18 protein-coding genes are annotated in these 19210 nt (G+C 73.9%); 10 read left to right on the top strand and 8 right to left on the bottom strand.

Annotation, left to right across the window (positions count from 1 at the left end):
• On the bottom strand, positions 1-1953 hold a 1953-nt coding region (locus HUN59_RS03175; protein WP_174777473.1), incomplete at its 3' end, for an adenosylhomocysteinase.
• On the opposite strand from HUN59_RS03175, the gene HUN59_RS03180 reads away from it, so the two are divergent.
• The 6 genes from HUN59_RS03180 (at position 1943) to HUN59_RS03205 (ending at position 7225) form a co-directional block, all read left to right on the top strand.
• Positions 1943-2647, top strand: a complete 705-nt coding sequence (locus HUN59_RS03180; RefSeq protein WP_174777474.1) for a hypothetical protein — start codon at positions 1943-1945, stop codon at positions 2645-2647. The two genes, HUN59_RS03175 and HUN59_RS03180, sit on opposite strands and share 11 nt — an antisense overlap.
• The gene (locus HUN59_RS03185; protein WP_217483610.1) at positions 2644-4017 is read left to right on the top strand and encodes an amidohydrolase family protein; all 1374 of its coding nucleotides are present in this window, start codon (positions 2644-2646) and stop codon (positions 4015-4017) included. The genes HUN59_RS03180 and HUN59_RS03185 overlap by 4 nt, the downstream gene beginning before the upstream one ends.
• A gap of 55 nt (positions 4018-4072) precedes the next feature.
• On the top strand, positions 4073-4576 hold the full coding sequence (locus tag HUN59_RS03190; RefSeq protein WP_254629976.1) for a cupin domain-containing protein: 504 nt from the start codon (positions 4073-4075) through the stop codon (positions 4574-4576).
• Between the two features lie 132 nt (positions 4577-4708).
• Positions 4709-5530: an ABC transporter substrate-binding protein gene (locus HUN59_RS03195; RefSeq protein WP_174777475.1), complete on the top strand. Its 822-nt coding sequence runs from the start codon at positions 4709-4711 to the stop codon at positions 5528-5530.
• A 4-nt stretch (positions 5531-5534) separates the two neighbouring features.
• Complete coding sequence (locus tag HUN59_RS03200) at positions 5535-6413, top strand: amino acid ABC transporter permease (protein WP_114849498.1); 879 nt, start codon at positions 5535-5537, stop codon at positions 6411-6413.
• Positions 6414-6463: 50 nt separating this feature from the next.
• A complete protein-coding gene (locus HUN59_RS03205) occupies positions 6464-7225 on the top strand; it encodes an amino acid ABC transporter ATP-binding protein (RefSeq protein WP_217483643.1) in 762 nt (253 codons plus the stop codon).
• Positions 7226-7338: 113 nt separating this feature from the next.
• Here HUN59_RS03205 and HUN59_RS03210 read toward each other — a convergent pair whose 3' ends face one another.
• Positions 7339-8304 (bottom strand): NAD(P)H-quinone oxidoreductase, encoded by a 966-nt coding sequence (locus HUN59_RS03210; RefSeq protein WP_058743114.1) that lies wholly within the window; start codon positions 8302-8304, stop codon positions 7339-7341.
• A 109-nt stretch (positions 8305-8413) separates the two neighbouring features.
• On the opposite strand from HUN59_RS03210, the gene HUN59_RS03215 reads away from it, so the two are divergent.
• Positions 8414-8911, top strand: coding sequence for a hypothetical protein (locus HUN59_RS03215; RefSeq protein WP_174777476.1), 498 nt, complete (start codon positions 8414-8416; stop codon positions 8909-8911).
• 66 nt (positions 8912-8977) lie between these two features.
• Here HUN59_RS03215 and HUN59_RS03220 read toward each other — a convergent pair whose 3' ends face one another.
• On the bottom strand, positions 8978-9853 hold the full coding sequence (locus tag HUN59_RS03220; RefSeq protein ID WP_141862935.1) for an aldo/keto reductase: 876 nt from the start codon (positions 9851-9853) through the stop codon (positions 8978-8980).
• A 153-nt stretch (positions 9854-10006) separates the two neighbouring features.
• Here HUN59_RS03220 and HUN59_RS03225 point away from each other — a divergent pair, with 153 nt between their 5' ends.
• On the top strand, positions 10007-10744 hold the full coding sequence (locus HUN59_RS03225; protein ID WP_174777477.1) for a DUF6891 domain-containing protein: 738 nt from the start codon (positions 10007-10009) through the stop codon (positions 10742-10744).
• A gap of 13 nt (positions 10745-10757) precedes the next feature.
• Here HUN59_RS03225 and HUN59_RS03230 read toward each other — a convergent pair whose 3' ends face one another.
• The 3 genes from HUN59_RS03230 to HUN59_RS03240 are packed head-to-tail and all read right to left on the bottom strand — an operon-like array spanning position 10758 to position 13361.
• The gene (locus HUN59_RS03230) at positions 10758-11999 is read right to left on the bottom strand and encodes an FAD-dependent oxidoreductase (RefSeq protein ID WP_174777478.1); all 1242 of its coding nucleotides are present in this window, start codon (positions 11997-11999) and stop codon (positions 10758-10760) included.
• Positions 11996-12478 carry a DUF6264 family protein gene (locus HUN59_RS03235; protein WP_174777479.1) on the bottom strand — a complete coding sequence of 161 codons (483 nt, stop codon included), beginning with the start codon at positions 12476-12478 and terminating at the stop codon, positions 11996-11998. The genes HUN59_RS03230 and HUN59_RS03235 overlap by 4 nt, the downstream gene beginning before the upstream one ends.
• A 10-nt stretch (positions 12479-12488) precedes the next feature.
• The gene (locus HUN59_RS03240) at positions 12489-13361 is read right to left on the bottom strand and encodes an HpcH/HpaI aldolase/citrate lyase family protein (protein ID WP_058743103.1); all 873 of its coding nucleotides are present in this window, start codon (positions 13359-13361) and stop codon (positions 12489-12491) included.
• A 138-nt stretch (positions 13362-13499) separates the two neighbouring features.
• Here HUN59_RS03240 and HUN59_RS03245 point away from each other — a divergent pair, with 138 nt between their 5' ends.
• Together HUN59_RS03245 and HUN59_RS03250 are read left to right on the top strand one after the other, a co-directional pair.
• The gene (locus HUN59_RS03245; protein ID WP_058743104.1) at positions 13500-17336 is read left to right on the top strand and encodes an ATP-binding protein; all 3837 of its coding nucleotides are present in this window, start codon (positions 13500-13502) and stop codon (positions 17334-17336) included.
• Between the two features lie 302 nt (positions 17337-17638).
• A complete protein-coding gene (locus HUN59_RS03250; protein WP_174777480.1) occupies positions 17639-18223 on the top strand; it encodes a CDP-alcohol phosphatidyltransferase family protein in 585 nt (194 codons plus the stop codon).
• A gap of 118 nt (positions 18224-18341) precedes the next feature.
• On the opposite strand, the gene mscL is transcribed toward HUN59_RS03250, so the two are convergent.
• Together mscL and HUN59_RS03260 are read right to left on the bottom strand one after the other, a co-directional pair.
• On the bottom strand, positions 18342-18842 hold the full coding sequence (gene mscL / locus HUN59_RS03255) for a large conductance mechanosensitive channel protein MscL (protein WP_058743106.1): 501 nt from the start codon (positions 18840-18842) through the stop codon (positions 18342-18344).
• Positions 18843-18898: 56 nt separating this feature from the next.
• Positions 18899-19210 carry an FmdB family zinc ribbon protein gene (locus HUN59_RS03260; RefSeq protein WP_174777481.1) on the bottom strand — a complete coding sequence of 104 codons (312 nt, stop codon included), beginning with the start codon at positions 19208-19210 and terminating at the stop codon, positions 18899-18901.

Genomic DNA, 19210 nt, shown 5'->3' on the forward strand with positions numbered 1-19210 from the left:
GAGCGCCGCGCGGGCGGTCGCCTCGTCCACCGCGGGGTCGACCGGCACGACGGTGCGGTCGAGCTCGTCGCCGTGCTCGAGCAGCATCCGCACGGCTCCGAGCTGCACCGCGAAGGACAGGTCCATGATCTCGACCGGGTTGCCCTCGGCCGCGCTCGTGTTGACCCCGGCGCCCCCGGCCAGGAGCAGCACGTGGTGGCCGTCCGGCCAGGTCAGGCGCTCCACGCCCGGCGCCGCCGGGACACGGGTCGCCCCGGCGACCAGGGCGTCCTCGACGGCGACCTCGTGGTCGACCCCGCCGGCGACGGACACGACCGCGCCGGCTGCTGCGGCCCGGAGCACCGCATGGTCGATCGTGTCCGGCACCCCGGTCGCGCTCATCACCAGGTCGGCGTCCCGCACCGCGTCGACGAGCGGCGCCACCGCGGAGCCGGCGAACCGGGCCTGCAGGGCCCGGACCGGGTCGACCTCGGCGACCGTCACCCGGAAGCCGAAGGCGCGGAGTACCTGGGCGACCCCCTCGCCGACGGGACCGGACCCGGCGACGACCGCCGAGCCTCCCGGCCGGACGCGGTGCGCGGACGACGCGAGCCCGTCGACCAGGTCGAGCGTCGCGGCGACCGTCGACTGCCCGGTGCCGTACCGGTTGTCGAAGAAGGTCTTGCTGCGGGCGTCGTTCACGGCGGCCACGGGGATGCCGAGCGTGCCGCGCGCCGCCATCGTGCGGAGCGGTCGAAGGCCGCTCGTCGTCTCCTCGGCCGCGCCGAGCATCGTCGGCAGCAGGTCCGGCCGCTCCTGGTGGGCGAGCCGGACGAGGTGCGAGCCGTCGTCGAGCAGGACGTGCGGACGCGTGTCGAGCATCGCGAGCGCGAGGGTCTTCTGCTCGGCGGTCGTCGCCGTGCTCGACGCGTGCACCGGCACACCCGCGTCCCGGAGCGCCTGCGCGACCGCGTCGTCGGTCTCGTCGGCGTGCGCGTAGACGACCACCTCGGCGCCGGCGTCCCGCAGGAGCAGCACGAGGACCGCGGTCTTCGGTTCGAGCACCATCGACACCCCGACCCGGGTGCCGCGGAGCAGGCCGCCGTCCCGGAGCTCGGCGGCGACCGCGCGCGACACCGGCATCGAGCGCCGGGCCCAGCGGATGCGGGCTGCCGCTGCGGGGTCGTCCTCGGGGTCGCGGCCAGTCGAGACGAGGAACACGTCGTCGGACAGCGCCGGGACGGCGAGCACCCCTGGGCGTGCCGGGGCGACCCGTGTCCCGGCGGCGCCGGGCGTGGAGCGCCTGACCTGGCCGGACGGCCACCACGTGCTGCTCCTGCCCGGCGCCGCCGGGACACGGGTCGCCCCGGCGACCAGGGCGTCCTCGACGGCGACCTCGTGGTCGACCCCGCCGGCGACGGACACGACCGCGCCGGCTGCTGCGGCCCGGAGCACCGCATGGTCGATCGTGTCCGGCACCCCGGTCGCGCTCATCACCAGGTCGGCGTCCCGCACCGCGTCGACGAGCGGCGCCACCGCGGAGCCGGCGAACCGGGCCTGCAGGGCCCGGACCGGGTCGACCTCGGCGACCGTCACCCGGAAGCCGAAGGCGCGGAGTACCTGGGCGACCCCCTCGCCGACGGGACCGGACCCGGCGACGACCGCCGAGCCTCCCGGCCGGACGCGGTGCGCGGACGACGCGAGCCCGTCGACCAGGTCGAGCGTCGCGGCGACCGTCGACTGCCCGGTGCCGTACCGGTTGTCGAAGAAGGTCTTGCTGCGGGCGTCGTTCACGGCGGCCACGGGGATGCCGAGCGTGCCGCGCGCCGCCATCGTGCGGAGCGGTCGAAGGCCGCTCGTCGTCTCCTCGGCCGCGCCGAGCATCGTCGGCAGCAGGTCCGGCCGCTCCTGGTGGGCGAGCCGGACGAGGTGCGAGCCGTCGTCGAGCAGGACGTGCGGACGCGTGTCGAGCATCGCGAGCGCGAGGGTCTTCTGCTCGGCGGTCGTCGCCGGGTCCGGTCCCGTCGGCGAGGGGGTCGCCCAGGTACTCCGCGCCTTCGGCTTCCGGGTGACGGTCGCCGAGGTCGACCCGGTCCGGGCCCTGCAGGCCCGGTTCGCCGGCTCCGCGGTGGCGCCGCTCGTCGACGCGGTGCGGGACGCCGACCTGGTGATGAGCGCGACCGGGGTGCCGGACACGATCGACCATGCGGTGCTCCGGGCCGCAGCAGCCGGCGCGGTCGTGTCCGTCGCCGGCGGGGTCGACCACGAGGTCGCCGTCGAGGACGCCCTGGTCGCCGGGGCGACCCGTGTCCCGGCGGCGCCGGGCGTGGAGCGCCTGACCTGGCCGGACGGCCACCACGTGCTGCTCCTGGCCGGGGGCGCCGGGGTCAACACGAGCGCGGCCGAGGGCAACCCGGTCGAGATCATGGACCTGTCCTTCGCGGTGCAGCTCGGAGCCGTGCGGATGCTGCTCGAGCACGGCGACGAGCTCGACCGCACCGTCGTGCCGGTCGACCCCGCGGTGGACGAGGCGACCGCCCGCGCGGCGCTCGCCGCCTGGGGGAGCCGCTGCGATCCTCCCGTCCGTCCCGCCGGCCACCTGCCGGACCGCGAGCCGGACGTCCGCACCCACCGCTTCGGCGACCCGTCGACGGACCACCGGCCGTGAGCGCCGCGCACCCGACCGTCGTCCACTCCGCCCGCGTGGTGGTCCCGATGACCGCGCCGCCCATCGCCGACGGCGCGGTGGCGGTCCGCGACGGTCGGATCCTGCACGTCGGCGACCGCTCCTGGGTCGTCGACCAGCTCGACGGCCAGCCGTTCACCGAGCGGCGGTGGCGGGGCGCCCTGCTGCCCGGGCTCGTGAACGCGCACTCGCACCTGCAGTACACCGGCATGGCGGGTGTCGGGCAGCGGCAGTACCAGGGGTTCGAGGACTGGGCCGCCGCGTTCAACGTCGACTACGCCCGGCCGCACGACTGGCGGGCCGAGGCGTCCGCCGGCGCCGAGGCCTCGCTGCTGGCCGGTGTGACGAGCATCGCGGACATCGTCACCGACATCGAGGCAGCGACCGTCCTCGGCTCGTACGGCCTCGGTGGGATCACCTACTGGGAGGTCATGGACCAGGAGAACCAGGCGTGGCAGGAGCACGGCCGCGCCCAGGTCCTCGACGAGCTCGCGCGCATCCCGACCACGCCCGGCGCCGGACTCTCCCCGCACGCGCCGTACTCGCTCGACGTCGCGCCCCTGCTCGAGCTCCCCGACATCGTGCGGCAGCGCGGACTCCGCCTGCACCTGCACCTCGGCGAGGCCGCGTTCGAGGGCGAGCGGACCGCGCTCGGCCCGGTCCCCGGGCTCGAGGGCGTCGACGGTGTCGGACCGGCCGGGGGCGGACACAGCGCCGACTGGCACCTGGCGAACGTCCCGTCCTTCCGGGCGATGCGCGCGCTCGGGTTCGGCGCGAGCGCCACCGCGTTCGTCGACCGGCTCGGGGTCCTCGGGCCGGACTGCCACATCGCGCACGGCGTGTACGTGACCGCCGCCGACCGGGCCCTGCTCCGGGCACGCGGCACCGCGGTCGCGCTCTGCCCGCGCTCGAACGCCGTCATCGGGCTCGACCCGCCCCCGGTCGCGGACTACCTGCGCGAGGGCAGTCCGATCGCGATCGGCACCGACTCGCTCTCGTCGTCGCCCTCGCTCGACCCGATGGCCGACGTCACGGCCCTGCACCGCATCGCCCGCGCGCAGGGCTACGGCCACCGCGACCTGCACGAACGGCTCCTCGCCGCCGCGAGCCTCGGCGGCGCGCACGCGATGGGCCTGGCCGTCGGGCCGGACCGCGCCGGGCACCTGGCCGTCGGGGCGCGGGCCGACCTGGCCGTGTTCGACGTCGACGCACGCACCGTGCCGGACGCGCTCGCCGAGCTCGTCGAGGACGGTGCCGGTCGCGCCGTCGCCACCGTCGTCCGCGGGGTGGTCCGTGCGAGCGACGGCGTCCTGCACCCGTTCGACGCCGGCACCCCCGTCCCCGTCCCGTGACCGACCGCGTCCGCGCGCTCGTCCGCCACCCCGTCCCCGTCCCCGAGGAGTCCCGATGACCGACACCGCACCCCGTCCCGGCATGGTCCCCCGTCGCACCGTCGACGGCCGCGTGCTCGAGTGGCTCGACGTGCCCCAGCGTGCCGCGGCGCTCGGCATGGACCCGCACCCCGAGGGCGGCTGGTACGTCCGGACGTGGACCTCGCCCTCCGAGGTCGCCACCCCCGCCGGGCAGCGTCCCGCGGCGACGCTCATCCACTTCCTGCTGCCCCCGGGTGAGGCGTCCGCCTGGCACCGGGTGACGAGTGACGAGATCTGGATGTGGCACGGTCCCGACACCGTCGTGCTCGAGCTCGGCGGCAGCGGGGACCAGCCCGAGCCCGGCGACCGCATCACGCTCGGTCCGGACGCCGGCCGGCACCGGCTGCACGACGCGCAGGCGTTCGTCCGCGGCGGGGTCTGGCAGCGGACCCTGCCGAGTGGCGGCGAGGTGCTCCTGAGCTGCATGGTCTCGCCCGGCTTCTCGTTCGACGACTTCACGATGGCGGACCCCGCCTGAGCGGACCCGCGCCCGCCTGCCCGGCCCGTCCCGACCGCCCCGCATGTCACGGGCAGTCGCCGGCGTCGCGCTGGTATCCCACTCGCCGGTACACTGCGTCCTGCCCCCGACCCTCCTGACGAAGGCCCGCCCGTGACCCGCACCCGCCGTCTCTCCCTCGCCGTCGCCACCGCCGCGGTCGCCGCCCTCGCGCTCGCCGCCTGCTCCGCCGGGGGCAGCAGCTCCGCCGACGGCAACGTCACCGCGGGCAAGCTCACGATCGCCACCGGCGACCCGGCGTACTCGCCCTGGGTCGAGGACAACGAGCCGCAGTCCGGCAAGGGCTTCGAGGCCGCCGTGGCGTACGCCGTCGCGAAGGAGATGGGCTACGGCAAGAGCGACGTGGTCTGGAAGCGCAGCACCTTCGACAGCGCGATCGCCCCCGGCCCGAAGGACTGGGACCTCAACGTCCAGCAGTTCTCGATCGACGCCAAGCGCAAGAAGGCCGTCGACATGTCCACGGCGTACTACACGACCACCCAGGCCGTCGTGACCACGACGAAGTCGAAGGCCGCGAAGGACACCACGGTCGCCGCGCTCAAGGGCGACACGATCGGCGTCGCCGCCGGGTCGACGAGCATCCAGAGCGTCAAGGACGTCCTCGGCGTCACCCCGCAGGTGTTCAACTCGAACGACGACGCGGTCCTCGCCCTGAAGTCCGGGCAGATCGACGCCATCGTCACCGACCTGCCGACGGCCTTCTACATGTCCGGCGCGCAGCTCGACGACGGCACGGTCTCGGCGCAGTTCCCGCAGGACGGCACGGGCGACCAGTTCGGCTTCGTGCTGCCGAAGGGTTCCGCGCTGACGAGCAAGGTCGACGAGGCGCTGGCCGCCCTGAAGTCCGACGGCACGCTCGAGCGGCTGCAGACGACCTGGCTCTCCTCGGCGACGAACACCCCCGTCCTGAAGTAGCCCGGTGACCGTCCCCGCAGGCGCCGGCACCCCGGTCGCCACACCAGCGCCGAGCCCGGTGGAGGCCGAGCGCCGGCTGTACCGCCGGCAGCGCGGCCGCCGCTCGGTCGTGGTGTCGGTCGTCTCGACGCTCGTCGTCGTGGTGGTGCTCTGGCTCGGCGTGGTGAACACCCCCGGGTGGGCCGCCGTCCAGCAGTCGTTCTTCGACCCGCAGACCGCCGTCGACGTCTTCCCGCAGGTCCTGCTCGGCCTCTGGCTGAACATCCGGATCCTGTTCTTCGCGAGCATCGGCGTCGCGGTGCTCGGGACGCTGCTCGCGGTCGTCCGGGGCCTGCGGAACCCGGTGTTCTTCCCGCTGCGGATGCTCGCGACGGCGTACACCGACCTGTTCCGCGGCCTGCCGCTCATCATCGTGCTGTACCTGGTCGGCTTCGGCATCCCCGGGCTCGGCATCTTCCCGCGCCAGCCCCCGGAGGTCTGGGGCACCATCGCGATCGTGCTCACCTACTCGTCGTACGTCGCCGAGGTCCTGCGCGCCGGCATGGAGGCCGTGCACCCCTCGCAGCGGCTCGCGGCCCGGTCGCTCGGGCTGTCGCACGCCGGGACGCTCCGGCTCGTCGTGCTGCCGCAGGCGATCCGCAAGGTCACACCCGCGCTCATGAACGACTTCGTGTCGATGCAGAAGGACGTCGGGCTCGTGTCGATCCTGGGCGCCGTGGACGCGGTCCGCAGCGCGCAGATCGCCCAGGCCGAGGCCTACAACTTCACGCCGTACCTGGTCGCCGGACTCCTGTTCGTCGTGATCAGCCTGCCGCTGATCCGCGTCACCGACGCGGTCGCGCGGCGCCAGCAGCGCCGTGAGCAGATCGGAGGGACCGTGTGACCGAGGCATCCGCTGCGGGGGCGGGCCGCGCCTCCCGTCCGATCACCGGCCTGGAGGCAAGTGGTGCGTCCGACGCGTCGGTCCCCGTCCTGGAACTGCGCGGCCTGCGCAAGGCCTTCGGTGGGCACGAGGTCCTGCGCGGCATCGACCTGACCGTGCACCGGCACGAGGTGATCTGCGTCATCGGGGCGTCCGGCTCCGGGAAGTCGACGCTCCTCAAGACCGTGAACCTGCTCGAGGGCATCGACGACGGCGAGGTGCTGCTGCAGGGCACCGACATCGCCGACCCGCGCATCGACGTCGACGCCACCCGGGCGCGCATCGGCGTCGTCTTCCAGCAGTTCAACCTGTTCCCGCACATGCGCGTCCTCGACAACGTGACGCTCGCGTCCCGTCGGGTGCACGGCGTCCCGCGGGCCGAGGCCGAGGCGACGGCCCGGCGGCTGCTCGAGCGGATCGGACTGTCGGACTTCGCGGACGCGTACCCGGACCGGCTCTCCGGCGGGCAGCAGCAGCGCGTCGCGATCGTGCGTGCGGTGGCGACCTCGCCGGAGCTGCTCCTGCTCGACGAGGTGACGAGCGCGCTCGACCCGCAGCTCGTGGGCGAGGTGCTCGACCTGGTGCGCGAGCTCAAGGAGCAGGGTTCGACGATCCTGATGACCACGCACGAGATGCAGTTCGCCCGGAAGGTCGCCGACCGGATCGTGTTCCTGCACCGCGGCGAGGTCGTCGAGCAGGGCACCCCGTCCGACGTGCTCGACCGCCCGCAGCACCCCGCCCTCGTCGAGTTCCTGGCGCGCGTCCACGCCTGACCCGGCGTCCCGCGTCCCCGCGTCTGGCGTTTCGCGAAACGCAACGGTGGCGGTTTCTCGCAGCGGTATGTCGCTGCAAGCAACCGTCGACGTTGCGTCTTGCGGGGGCCCTGCTACGGGCGCAGCAGCACCTTCCCGACCACCTCGCCGTCGCGCACCCGGCGGTGCGCCTCGGCGGCGTCGGCGAGCGGCAGCACGCTGTCCACGACGGGTCGGACGCTGCCGTCGGCGACGAGCGGCCAGACGTGCTCCCGGACCGCGGCGACGATCGCGGCCTTCTCGTCGAGGGGTCGGGCGCGAAGGGTCGTGGCGCTGATCGTCGCGCGCTTCCGCATCATCGCGCCGAAGTCGAGCTCGCCCGTCCTGCCGCTGCCCGCCGCGATGACCGCGATGTGCCCGTTCGGCGCCAGGACGGCGAGGTGCTTCGCCAGGTAGTCCGCGCCGACGACGTCGAGCACGACGTCGACCCCGCGGCCGTCCGTGAACGCCAGGGCCCGCTCGACGAAGTCCTCGGTGCGGTGGTCGACGACCAGGTCCGCGCCGAGCTCCTGCGACGCCCGGACCTTCCGCTCGCCGCCGCTCGTCGCGATCACCCGGACACCCATGGCCTTCGCCAGCAGCACCGCGTGCGAGCCCATCCCGCCGGTGCCGCCGTGCACCAGGAGTGTCTGCCCGGCACGCAGGCCCGCGATCATCCCGAGGTTCGACCAGACCGTGCACGCCGCCTCGGGCAGCGCCGCGGCCTCGACCAGGTCGACGCCGTCCGGGACCGGGAGCACCTGCGCCGCCGGGACCGCCACGAGCGAGGCGTACCCGCCGCCGGACAGCAGGGCGCAGACCCGGTCGCCGACCGCGAACCCGGTCACGCCGTCGCCTAGGGCACGGACGGTGCCGGAGACCTCGAGGCCGAGCACATCCGAAGCGCCGGGCGGCGGCGGGTAGTTCCCGGCGACCTGCTGCAGGTCCGCGTTGTTCACCCCGGCCGCGGCGACCTCGACCAGGACCTCGCCGGGACCGGCCACCGGGTCCGGGAGCTCGTCGAGTCGGGGTGCGCCGTCGTGTGCCGTGATCGCCTGCATGCCCTCGACGCTAGCCCCGGGACCCGCGACCACCTGTGCGTCCGCCATGTACCGTCGACGGCGACCCGCGCACGACCGAGGCGCGGGCACGGACTCCAGGGGGACCCACATGACCAGGAAGACCACCGCACTCGCGACCGCCGCACTCGCCGTCGCACTGCTCGCCGGCTGCTCGGGCGGCGGACCGGGCGGCAACGGCGACGGCAACAGCAGCGGGAGCGGCAGCACGGGACAGAGCAGCGCACCGAAGGCGTCGTCGCAGGCGTCGTCCCAGACGAAGGCCGAGGCCTGCTCCGCCTTCCAGTCGAAGGTCGAGGACGCCGCGAAGGGCCTGCAGTCCCAGGTCTCCGCGCTGCAGTCCGACCCGAACGCCGCCGTCGCGAAGCTCAAGGAGTTCGACCAGTCGCTCTCCGACGGCGTCGACGCCGTGCAGAACACGGACGTGAAGCCGAAGGCCGAGGCGTTCCGCTCCGCCTACGACGAGATGCTCACCCAGATCGAGTCGATCGCGAAGGACCCGAAGTCCGCCGACCTCTCCGCCTTCACCGCGACGACGCAGAAGGTCCAGGACGCGGGCACCGAGTTCCAGAAGGTCTGCACGGCCTGACCCCGGGCCGTACGACGACGCCCCGCCCGGCACCACTGCCGGACGGGGCGTCGCTGCGCCCGTGCCTCAGGCCGCAGGCCGTGCGGCGTCGAGCCGGGCGACGTCCTCGTCGCGGAGCTTCACGGTCGCCGCGACGACCGAGTCCAGGATCGACTGCGGCCGGGACGCCCCGGGGATCGGTACGACGACGTCGCTCTTCCGCAGCTCCCACGCGAGCGCGACGACCTGCGGGGACACCCCGCGCTCCCGGGCGATGACCGCGAAGTCCTCGTACGCGGTGCCCAGGTCCGCGGCCTTCGCGATGCCGCCGAGCGGGCTCCAGGGCAGGAACGCGATGCCGAGCTCGTCGCACAGCTCCAGCTCGGGCTCACTCGACCGGAACGCGGGCGAGAACTGGTTCTGCACCGACGCCAGTCGCCCGCCGAGGACCTCGTTCGCCGTGCGGATCTGGTCCGGGTCGGCGTTCGAGATGCCCGCCATCCGGATGACCCCCTCGTCGAGCAGTTCGGCGAGCGCGCCGACCGAGTCGGCGTACGGGACCGCGGGGTCCGGCCGGTGGAACTGGTACAGCCCGACGGCGTCGACGCCGAGTCGCTTCGCCGAGGCCTTCGCCGCCTCCTTGAGGTACTCCGGCCGACCGTCCTGCGCCCACGGCCCCGCCTCGGGGCGCAGGTGCCCGCCCTTCGTGGCGATGAGCACGGCGTCCGTGTCGCCGTGGAACTCGCGCACCGCCTTGGCGATGAGCGTCTCGTTGTGCCCCACCTCGTCGTGGCCGGCCAGGTGGTAGGCATCCGCGGTGTCGATGAGCGTGACGCCCGCCTCGAGCGCCGCGTGGATGGTCGCGATGGACCGCCGTTCGTCGGGTCGGCCCTCGATGGACATGGGCATGCCGCCCAGCCCGATCGCGCTGACCGACACGTCTCCGATGACTCGTTGCTTCATGTCGCCAGCATGCGCCCGTCCGTCGGGTGCGTGCCCAGTGTGCGCACGGCCTGGAGGCACGGTGCCCGTCCCACGGGCCGGCTCGCGTCCGCCGCCCGGTCCGGTCCGGTCTGGCCGGGTCCGGGGCACGGGGCCGCTCGGTAGCATCGGCGCATGGCGTTCCGGTGGTGGCGACGACGGCGCTCCGAGGCGACCCCCGACACGAGCACACCGGCACCGGCGCCGGCACCCGTCGCGATCGACCCCGTGGCGCTCGCCGAGACGATCGACGCACTCGTCCTGCCCGGCTTCACCCCGTTCGAGGACGTCGTCGAGACGGTCGTCGAGGTGCACGAGGACGAGGTCGACGACCCGGAGACCCTCCGGCCGGTGGTCGAGCGGGCCGTCCGCGACCGCTGGGCCGCGCGCCTGACCGAGCAGCACGCGTGGGAGCCGGGATCCGGACAGTACGAGCGGCTCCGGGACGCCTTCGCCACGCTCCGCGAGCAGGGCTTCGTGACCGGCATGGCGGTCGGCGTCGACCAGGCCGACGGCGTCGCCGAGTGCGCGGACGCCCGGACGCCGGACCCGACCGCGCCGGACAGGCACCGGGAGTGGGCCTACGTGTTCTTCCACCAGCAGGACGCCGAGCGGCTGGCCGAGCCGACTGCGCTGCTGTACCTGGCCTACGGCGCCTTCCGACCGTCGCCCGACCTCGAGCCGGACCACGTCGCGCTCGCGGAGCAGTCCGCCGACGGGCGGGCCGTCCTGGGCCGGCACAGCCGCGTGAGTGCGGCCTCGGCGGTCGTGGCGGCCCTCGTCGACCACGGGCTCGACGCCGACTGGGACGGGCAGACCACGCAGCGCATCACGGTGCGGATCGACCGCTGGCAGAAGCCCCTGCCGGCCTGAGCGTTCCTGGCGGTCAGCGCCGTGCCCAGGCGGGGGCGTGCTCCGGCAGCGGTCCGAACGCCACCGCCCGCGCGTAGAGGCCCCGCGCCGGGGGCACCCACCGGGCGAGCAGCACGGGCAGGAGCGGTGGCCCGTCCTGCAGCCGCCCGGCGAAGGCGCGCTCGAACACCACCCGGTGCAGGAACCGCTGCGCCGTCTGCACCAGGACGGTCGGAGGCGTCCGGCGGCGTTGCACGGCCCGGAGCACCGGGTCGAGGGCCCGGCCGCGCAGCCCCTGCCGGAGTGCGGGGACCAGGGCGGTGGCCGTCGCGACCGCGTCCTGCACCGCCAGGTTGATGCCGACCCCGCCGGCCGGGGACATCGCGTGCGCGGCGTCGCCGATGCAGAGCAGCCCGGGACGCCACCAGCGACGGAGCCGGTCGGTCCGGACGTCGAGCACGTGCACGTCGTCCATCGACCGGAGGCCCTCCACCCGGTCGGCGAAGTCCGGTCGCAGCCGCGCGATCCGCGCCCGGAAGGCCTCGACGCCCGCGGCGCGCAGGGCGGCGTCCGACCCCTTCGGTGCGAAGTACGCGACCTGGTGGTACCCCTGCCGCGGGAAGGCAAGCAGGACGTCCCGACCGGTGAAGGCCGGCACGAGCGCGGTCGCGTCGTCGTCCTCGTGGCGGGGCAGCCGGAACCACCACGTGTCGAACCCGACCGGGAAGCGTCGCGGTCGCAGCCCCGCCGCGGCCCGCAACACCGAGTTCCGGCCGTCGCACGCGATGACCACGTCGGCGCGCAGCTCCTCGGGCTCGCCGCCGTCGCGCGGCGTCAGGTGCACGCCGGTGACCAGCCCGTCCTCCACGATCAGGTCGGAGGCCGCGGTACCCATGGTGATCGAGAACGAGGGCTCCTGGCGCGCCGCGGTGGTGAGCAGGTCGAGCAGGTCCCACTGCGGCACCATCGCGACGTGGTCGTACGGCGGACGGAGCCGCGAGAACTCGCCGAGCACGAGCCGTGACCCGTCCGGCCGGGGCAGCGAGAAGTCGTCGAGGCGCGACTGTGGGAGCGCCCGGAACCGGTCGCCGAGCCCGAGCTCGTCGAGCAGTCGGATGGTCGAGGCGTGCACGGTGTCGCCGCGGAAGTCGCGGTTGAAGTCCTGGTGCGACTCGACGACCCGCACGTCGACGCCGGCCCGGGCGACGAGCAGCCCGAGCACCACACCGGCGGGGCCGCCCCCGACGACGGCGACCGACGTCCGCGAGACCCTCACGGTGCTGCGGTCGCGGTCCCTGCCGTCCCGACACCGTCCGCCGCGTCGGCGAACACCACGCCGCCCCAGGTGATCACGGCGATCGCCAGGACGAAGCCGATCGCGGCGATCCACCACGGCGAGCGCCGCCGGAGCCAGGCGCCGATCGTCAGCACCACGGTCGCGACGCCGACGACGAAGGCGCCGCCGACCGCGATGGCCGTCCCGCCGAGGTAGCCGCCGGGCGAGCACCCGGTCGCGGCGTCGCACCCGGCGGTGGCGGAGACGAGCGCGATGATGCCGACGACCGCCGTGACGAGCGTCATCACGGCGCCGAACACGAGCAGGAGCACGGTCGACACCCGGTCGGCGATGCGCCCGGCGGGGAACAGCGTCGTCCCGCCGCGCGCCCACTCGGCCCGCTGCTGGGCGTCGCGGTCGTGGGGACCGCCGGTGGGCGAGGACTGCGGCGGACCGCCGGGCACGTTCGACCAGGTCATGGGGACCGGTCTACCGCGCCTCGACCCCGAACGCCTGGGCGAGTCGCTGGATCTTCTGCGCACGGCCGAGTCGCGGCAGGTCGGAGCCGTCGCGGATCACCCGGCCCCGGGCCTCGAAGTCGTCGAGGAAGTCCTGCGCCCAGGCCACGTCGGTCGGCGTGGGGGAGATGACCTCGTTGATGACCGGGAGCTGCTCGGTGTCCAGGCAGAGCTTGCCGGTCAGGCCGAGGGACACCGCCACCTGCGACTGCTCGCGCAGGATCGCGTGCGCCGACCCGACCGTCGGGCCGTCGATCGGCCCGGGCAGGTCGCCGACGCGGGACGCCACGACGAGCCGGGAGCGCGGGTACGCCATCGCCATCGTGTCGGCGGAGGTGCCGGTGTCACGGCGGTAGTCGCCGGAGCCGAACGCCAGTCGGAAGGCGCCCTGCGCGCGGGCGATCGACGTCGCCTCCTCGATGCCGAGCGCCGACTCGACGAGCGCGATCACGGGCGTGTGGCCGCCGAGCCGGTGCCACGTGTCGGTGACCTGTGCGGGCGACTCGGTCTTCGCGAGCATGACGCCCTGCAGGCCGGGCAGGCCGCGGAGCTCCTCGACGTCGTCCGCCCAGAAGTCCGTCGTGACGTCGTTGATCCGCACCCAGGCCTCACCGCCGCCGGCGAGCCACGAGGCCACCGTCTGGCGGGCGCCGGGCTTGGCGGCGGGGTCGACCGCGTCCTCGACGTCGAGGATGATCTGGTCGGCCCGGGACCGCTGCGCCCGCTCGAACCGGTCGGCGGCGGTGCCGGGGACGAGGAGCCACGAACGGGAGATCTCGGCGGGGACCGATCGACGCCGATCCGGCGCAGGGGTGGACGTGGTGGTGCGGTCGTCGATGGCCATGTCCACGTTGGTACCACACGCGGGTGGCCGGGGAGCCCGACCGTCCCGGGGCGGCCCGGAATCCCGGAAACCTCGGTTCATTGCCAGAGAGGGCGGTCGCTTCCGCCTACAGTGTCCGATGTGTGGCGAGCGGACAGGGTGACCGACGACGAGGGCGACGCGAACGGCGACGTCCCCGCGCGCGGTCGCGCCGTACCCGCCGACGGCCGGGGGGAGCAGGACGACCAGCAGGTGGAGCAGGGAGCGAACGTCGTGACGGACGAACCGGACCGGACCCTGCGGCCGGAGCTGCAGCTCACGAGTCCGCAGGCGATCAGCCTGGGTGATCCGCGCCTCCAGGCCGGCAACGCCGCGGAACCCGCGTGGGACGCGTGGCGGAAGCAGCTGACCGGGGTCGGCGGCGTCAGCCCGCTCACGCACTTCAGCGACCACCCGCGCACCCGCATCGAGCTCTCGACCACCCACCCGGGTGGCCTCGCGCAGTTCATCACCGGCAAGACCACCCTGCTCTCCAGCCTGATCCGCGACGAGGTGGCGCTCCGCGCCGCCCGCGTCGCCGCCGCCCGGGTCGAGGAGAAGGGCACCGAGCTCGCCACGGTCCGCGGCATCGACGCGGTCGAACTCGGCATCGGCATGGCCGACTGGACGCACGCCGACGAGCACTTCCGCGGCCCCGTGCTGCTCCGCCCGCTGGCCATCCGACGCCACGGCCGCGACTTCGAGGTCCGCCTGCTCGGCGAACCCGTCCTGAACCCGGGCCTCGCCGACGCCCTGCACGAGCAGTACGGCGTCATCCTCGACGCGCAGTCCTTCGTCGCGCTCGCGCAGCAGGACGGCTCGTTCACGCCGAACCCGGTCATCGACCGGCTGCGCGGCCTGACCGCGCACATCCCCGGCTTCTCGGTGCACGCGCGCCTGGTCGTGTCGACCTTCGCCGAGGTCGCGAGCGGCCTGGTCGAGGACACCGAGGACCTGTCGCACCCGGTCCTCGACGCCCTCGCCGGCAACCCGAGCGCCAAGTGGCAGGTCGAGCAGTCGTACCACCCGGTCGAGCAGACGCCGTCCGACGAGCGCAGCCCCGAGACGGACACGCTCCTGCTCGACGCCGACGACGAGCAGGAGAACGTGATCGCGCAGATCACGGCCGGTAACTCGATCGTCGTGAAGACCCTCCCCGGCACCGGTGGCACGCAGACCATCGTGAACGCCCTCGGCGGGCTCGTCGCGGCGAACAAGCGCGTCCTCGTGGTCAGCCCGCGCCGCGCGACCCTGCGGGGGATCGCCGCGCGCTTCGCCGAGGTGCAGCTCCCCGGGGTCGCCGTCACACCGTCCACGCTCCGACGCGACGTCGTCCGCGCGATCGCCCGGAACGAGAAGGCGTCCAGGCCGAACCTCCGCGAGGTCGACGACGCCCTGGTCCGGCTCCGCAAGGTCCTCACGGACTACCGCGGCTCGCTGACCCGGGTCGACCCGCACTTCCGCGTCTCCGTGCTCGACTGCCTGGTCGAGCTCTCGCGGCTCTCGCTCCTGCCGGTGCCGCCGTCGACGACCGCGCGGCTGTCGTCCACCTCGGTGACGAGCATGGTCGAGGGCCGTTCGCGCGTCGCCGAGACCATGGTCAGCGCCGCGAACCTCGGTGAGTTCCGCTACGGTCCCGACGACTCGCCCTGGTACGGCGCGAAGTTCGGCTCGAGCGACGGGGCGCAGCGGGCGCACCGCACCGCGCAGGACCTCGACGCCGACGGGCTGCCGACGCTGCTCCGCCGTGCTCAGGACCTCGTCGCCTCGACGCACATGCGGCAGTTCACGACCATCAACGAGCTCGGCATCTACCTCCGCCTGCTCACCGAGATCCGGGACACGCTGGACCGCTTCCTGCCCGTCGTGTTCGACCGCTCGGTCGCCGAGCTCGTCGCCGCCACCGCCCCGCGCGGCGAGGGCGCCCCGATGTCGTCAACGAACCGGCGCCGGCTGAAGAAGCTCGCGCGCGAGTACGTCCGCCCGGGTGTGCACGTGTCCGACCTGCACGAGGCCCTGACCCGCGTGCAGCAGCAGCGCGTGCTCTGGCAGCGCTACGTCGCCGCCGGCGTGAACCCCGAGGTGCCCACGGGCATCGGGGACGTCCAGGTGCTCTTCTCGAACGTCGTGCAGGACCTCGCGCGCCTGGACGAGCCGCTCGGCCGCACGTCGCGCGAGACCCAGCTGGCCAACCTGCCCATCGACGAGCTCGTCCCCACGATCGCGCGCCTGGCCGAGGAGTCCGACGTCCTGCACAACCTGCAGGAGCGCACCGAGCTCATGCAGACCCTGCGCGACCTGCAGCTCGAGCCGCTCATCACCGACCTGGCGAACCGCCACGTCCCGGACACCCAGGTGCCCGCCGAGCTCGAGCTCGCGTGGTGGCAGTCCGCCCTCGAGACCATGCTCGAGTCCGACCGGGCGCTGCTCGGTGGCAACACCGACATGCTCGACCGCGTCGAGGCGGACTTCCGGCTCGTCGACGACGCGCACGCCGCCGGGGTGTCCCAGGGTCTGGCGTGGCAGCTCGCCGAGAACTGGAAGGTCGGTCTCGTCGACTGGCCGGAAGAGGCGACCGCACTCCGCACCCAGCTCAAGGAGGGCGCGATCACCTCGCGCCTGCTCCAGGACTCCGCGCCGCACCTGTCCCGGTCGATCGCGCCCGTGTGGCTCGCATCGCCGTACGAGGTCGCGCAGATCGCCGACACGATGCCGTTCGACACGGTCATCCTGGTCGACGCCGGCGCCGTCACGATCGCCGAGACCGTCGGCGCGATCCGTCGCGCCCGGCAGACGGTCGCGTTCGGCGACCCGGTGACGCAGACGCCGTCGCCGTTCCGGATCGCCGTCGACCCCGACCACCGCGCCCTGCAGGTGGACGAGGGCACGCTCGACGCCCTGCACGCCGACTCCGCGCTGGCGAAGCTCTCCACGCTGCTGCCGACCCTGTCACTCACTCGGTCGTACCGCGCCGGCGGCGAGGACCTCGCCGAGCTCGTGAACCGGCGCTTCTACGGCGGCCGCATCGAGTCGCTGCCGTGGGCCGGGTCGTTCCTCGGGCACGGGTCGATCGCGATCGACTACGTCAGCGACGGCAAGGCGGTCCCGGACCCCGAGTCCGGCGCCGTCGAGAGCGTCGACGCCGAGGTGGACCGCGTCGTCCGGCTCGTCATGGAGCACGCCCGCACCCGGCCGTCCGAGTCGCTCATGGTCATCACGGCCTCCGCGAAGCACGCCGTCCGCGTCGAGCAGGCGGTCCTGACGGCCGCGCAGGGACACAAGGACCTCACCGAGTTCGTCATCGGCGACCGGGCCGAGCCGTTCATCGTCGCGACCCTCGAGCAGTCGGTCGCGCAGAGCCGCGACCGGGTCGTGTTCTCCATCGGCTACGGCCGGACGCCGCACGGCCGGGTCCTCCGCGACTTCGGGGCGCTCGGCAAGCCGGGCGGGGAGCGCCTGCTCGCCGTCGCGATGACCCGTGCGCGCCGCTCGATGGTCATCGTCACGTGCTTCCAGCCGTCCGACATCGAGGCCGAGCGGATGGGTCACGGCACCGTCGCCCTGGCCGAGATCCTCGCCGAGGTCCGCGCACGCACCACGGCCGAGTACGTGCCGGACGACTCCGACCCGCTGCTCGTCGACCTGGCCCGACGCCTCGAGATGCGCGGCATCCCGGTGGCACTCGGGCACCGCGGGAAGCTCGGCCTGGTGGCCGCGCACGGCGGGGTCTGCGTCACGATCGAGACCGACGCCTCGCTCGTCCGCGGGTCGCTCCGCGAGAGCCTGCGGCTCCGTCCCGAGGTGCTCCGTCGACTCGGCTGGCACTACGTGCGCGTGCACGCCTTCCAGCTGTTCTCCGACCCGGACCGCGTCGCGGACACGGTCGCGTCGGTGCTCGGCGTCGACCGCGGGGCCACCCAGGAGATCAGCATCCCGCCGATCCCGGCGCGCCGATGAGCCGCAGGGCGCACCGGCCCGCGGGGCCGGTGACGCCCGACACGGACCAGCTGGTGGGCACGTGGACGCGGGCCGACGACGCGGCGGACCCCGTGCCTCCCGTCCGGTCAGCGGCTGACGGACCGGAGACGGCGGGCCGGCCTGGAGGCACGGCGCGACCCCGCAGGCGCGTCACCACCCAGCCGGTGCCCGGCAGCGACCCCGCTCCCGCACCGGAACCGCCGCGGCACCGCACGGGGGAGAACGACGACCAGCTCCGCCGCGACGTCCCCCCGCACTGGTGACGGGTAGCCTGGGACGCGATGACTGACACCGTGCGGCAGCGCCCCGACTGGCAGACGTGGCCGAACCTGATCACGGTGGTCCGCTTCCTGCTGATCCCGGTGTTCATCGGGCTCGTCGTCGCACACCACTCGGGCTGGGCCCTGGTGACCCTCGTCGTCCTCGGCGTGAGCGACTGGGCGGACGGGTTCATCGCGCGGAGGTTCGACCAGGGCTCGAAGCTCGGCAAGGCCCTCGACCCGATCGCCGACCGGCTCGCCATCATCGCGATCGTGCTGTCGCTCGTGCTCGTCGGACTGCTGCCGTGGCCGAGCGTCGCGATCATCGTGGTCGTCGACGCGGTGCTGGCGCTGCTGTCCGGGCTGTGGTTCCGGGGCGACCCCGACCTCGACGTCACCTGGACCGGCAAGGTGCGCTCGGCCCTGCTGTTCGTCGGCCTGCCGCTGCTGCTGTTCTCGTCGACGTCGTTCGCGGCCGACCACGACTGGGTACGGGTCACCGCGCTCGTGTTCGTCTGGGCGGGGACGATCGGACACGTCGTCGCGGGCGTGCAGTACGCCAGGGCCCTCGCCGCGAAGCACCGCGCGGAGTCCCGCGCGCGCTGACGCGCCGCCCACCATCGCGGGCGGATCGAACCACGAAACCGACGTGGAACCAGCACACGTGCATGGTTCGACGTCGGTTCCGTGGTTCGGAGCGGGGCGACCGCGGTCGACCCGCGCGCTACAGCTTGGTCGTGCCGGCGATCCCCGGACCCTCGGGCGCGGTCGACGGGGCCACGTGCGCCCCGCCACCCGTACCGACCGCGGCGCCGTTCTGCGTGCGCAGCAGGTCGCGGATCTCGAGCAGCACCTCGACGTCCGTCGGCGGGACGTCCTGCGGCGTCTGCTCCTGGTTCTTCTGCACCCGCTCGAAGGCGAGCTTCTTGAGGTGGTTCACCGGGAGCACGAGTGCGAAGTACACGACCGCCGCGACGATGACGAAGTTGATGACCGCGCCGATCACCGCGCCGAAGTACATCACCGCCTCGCCGCCCGAGACGGTCGGGATCGCGACGGGCAGCGCCTTGTCCAGGCTCGACGCGTTGAAGACCGCGCCGATCGCCGGGTTGATGACGGCGTTGACGATCGCGGTCACGATGGCGGTGAACGCCGCACCGATGACGACCGCGACGGCCAGGTCGATGACGTTCCCGCGGAGCAGGAACTCCTTGAAGCCCTTCACGCGGGCCTCCTTCCGTGTCGAGGAGACCCCACCGTACCGACGGGGACGAGTCCTCGTCAGGAGGCGCTGGGCGCGGCCGGCTTCGACTCGGTCTTCTTCGGTGCGGCCTTCGACGTGCTCGACGAGGAGTCACCGGACGACGAGCCGCCGGACGACGAGCCACCCGACGACGAGCCACCGGACGAGGGCGTCGACCGCGAGTCGGTGCGGTAGAAGCCGCCGCCGTTGAACGTCACGCCGACGGGGGAGAAGACCTTGCGCAGGACGCCCCCGCACACCGGGCACTCGGTGAGTGCGGTGTCGGAGAACGACTGCTTGACGTCGAAGGCGTTGTCGCACGCAGTGCAGCGGTACGAGTAGGTGGGCAC

This window comes from Curtobacterium sp. Csp2 (genome assembly GCF_013347165.1).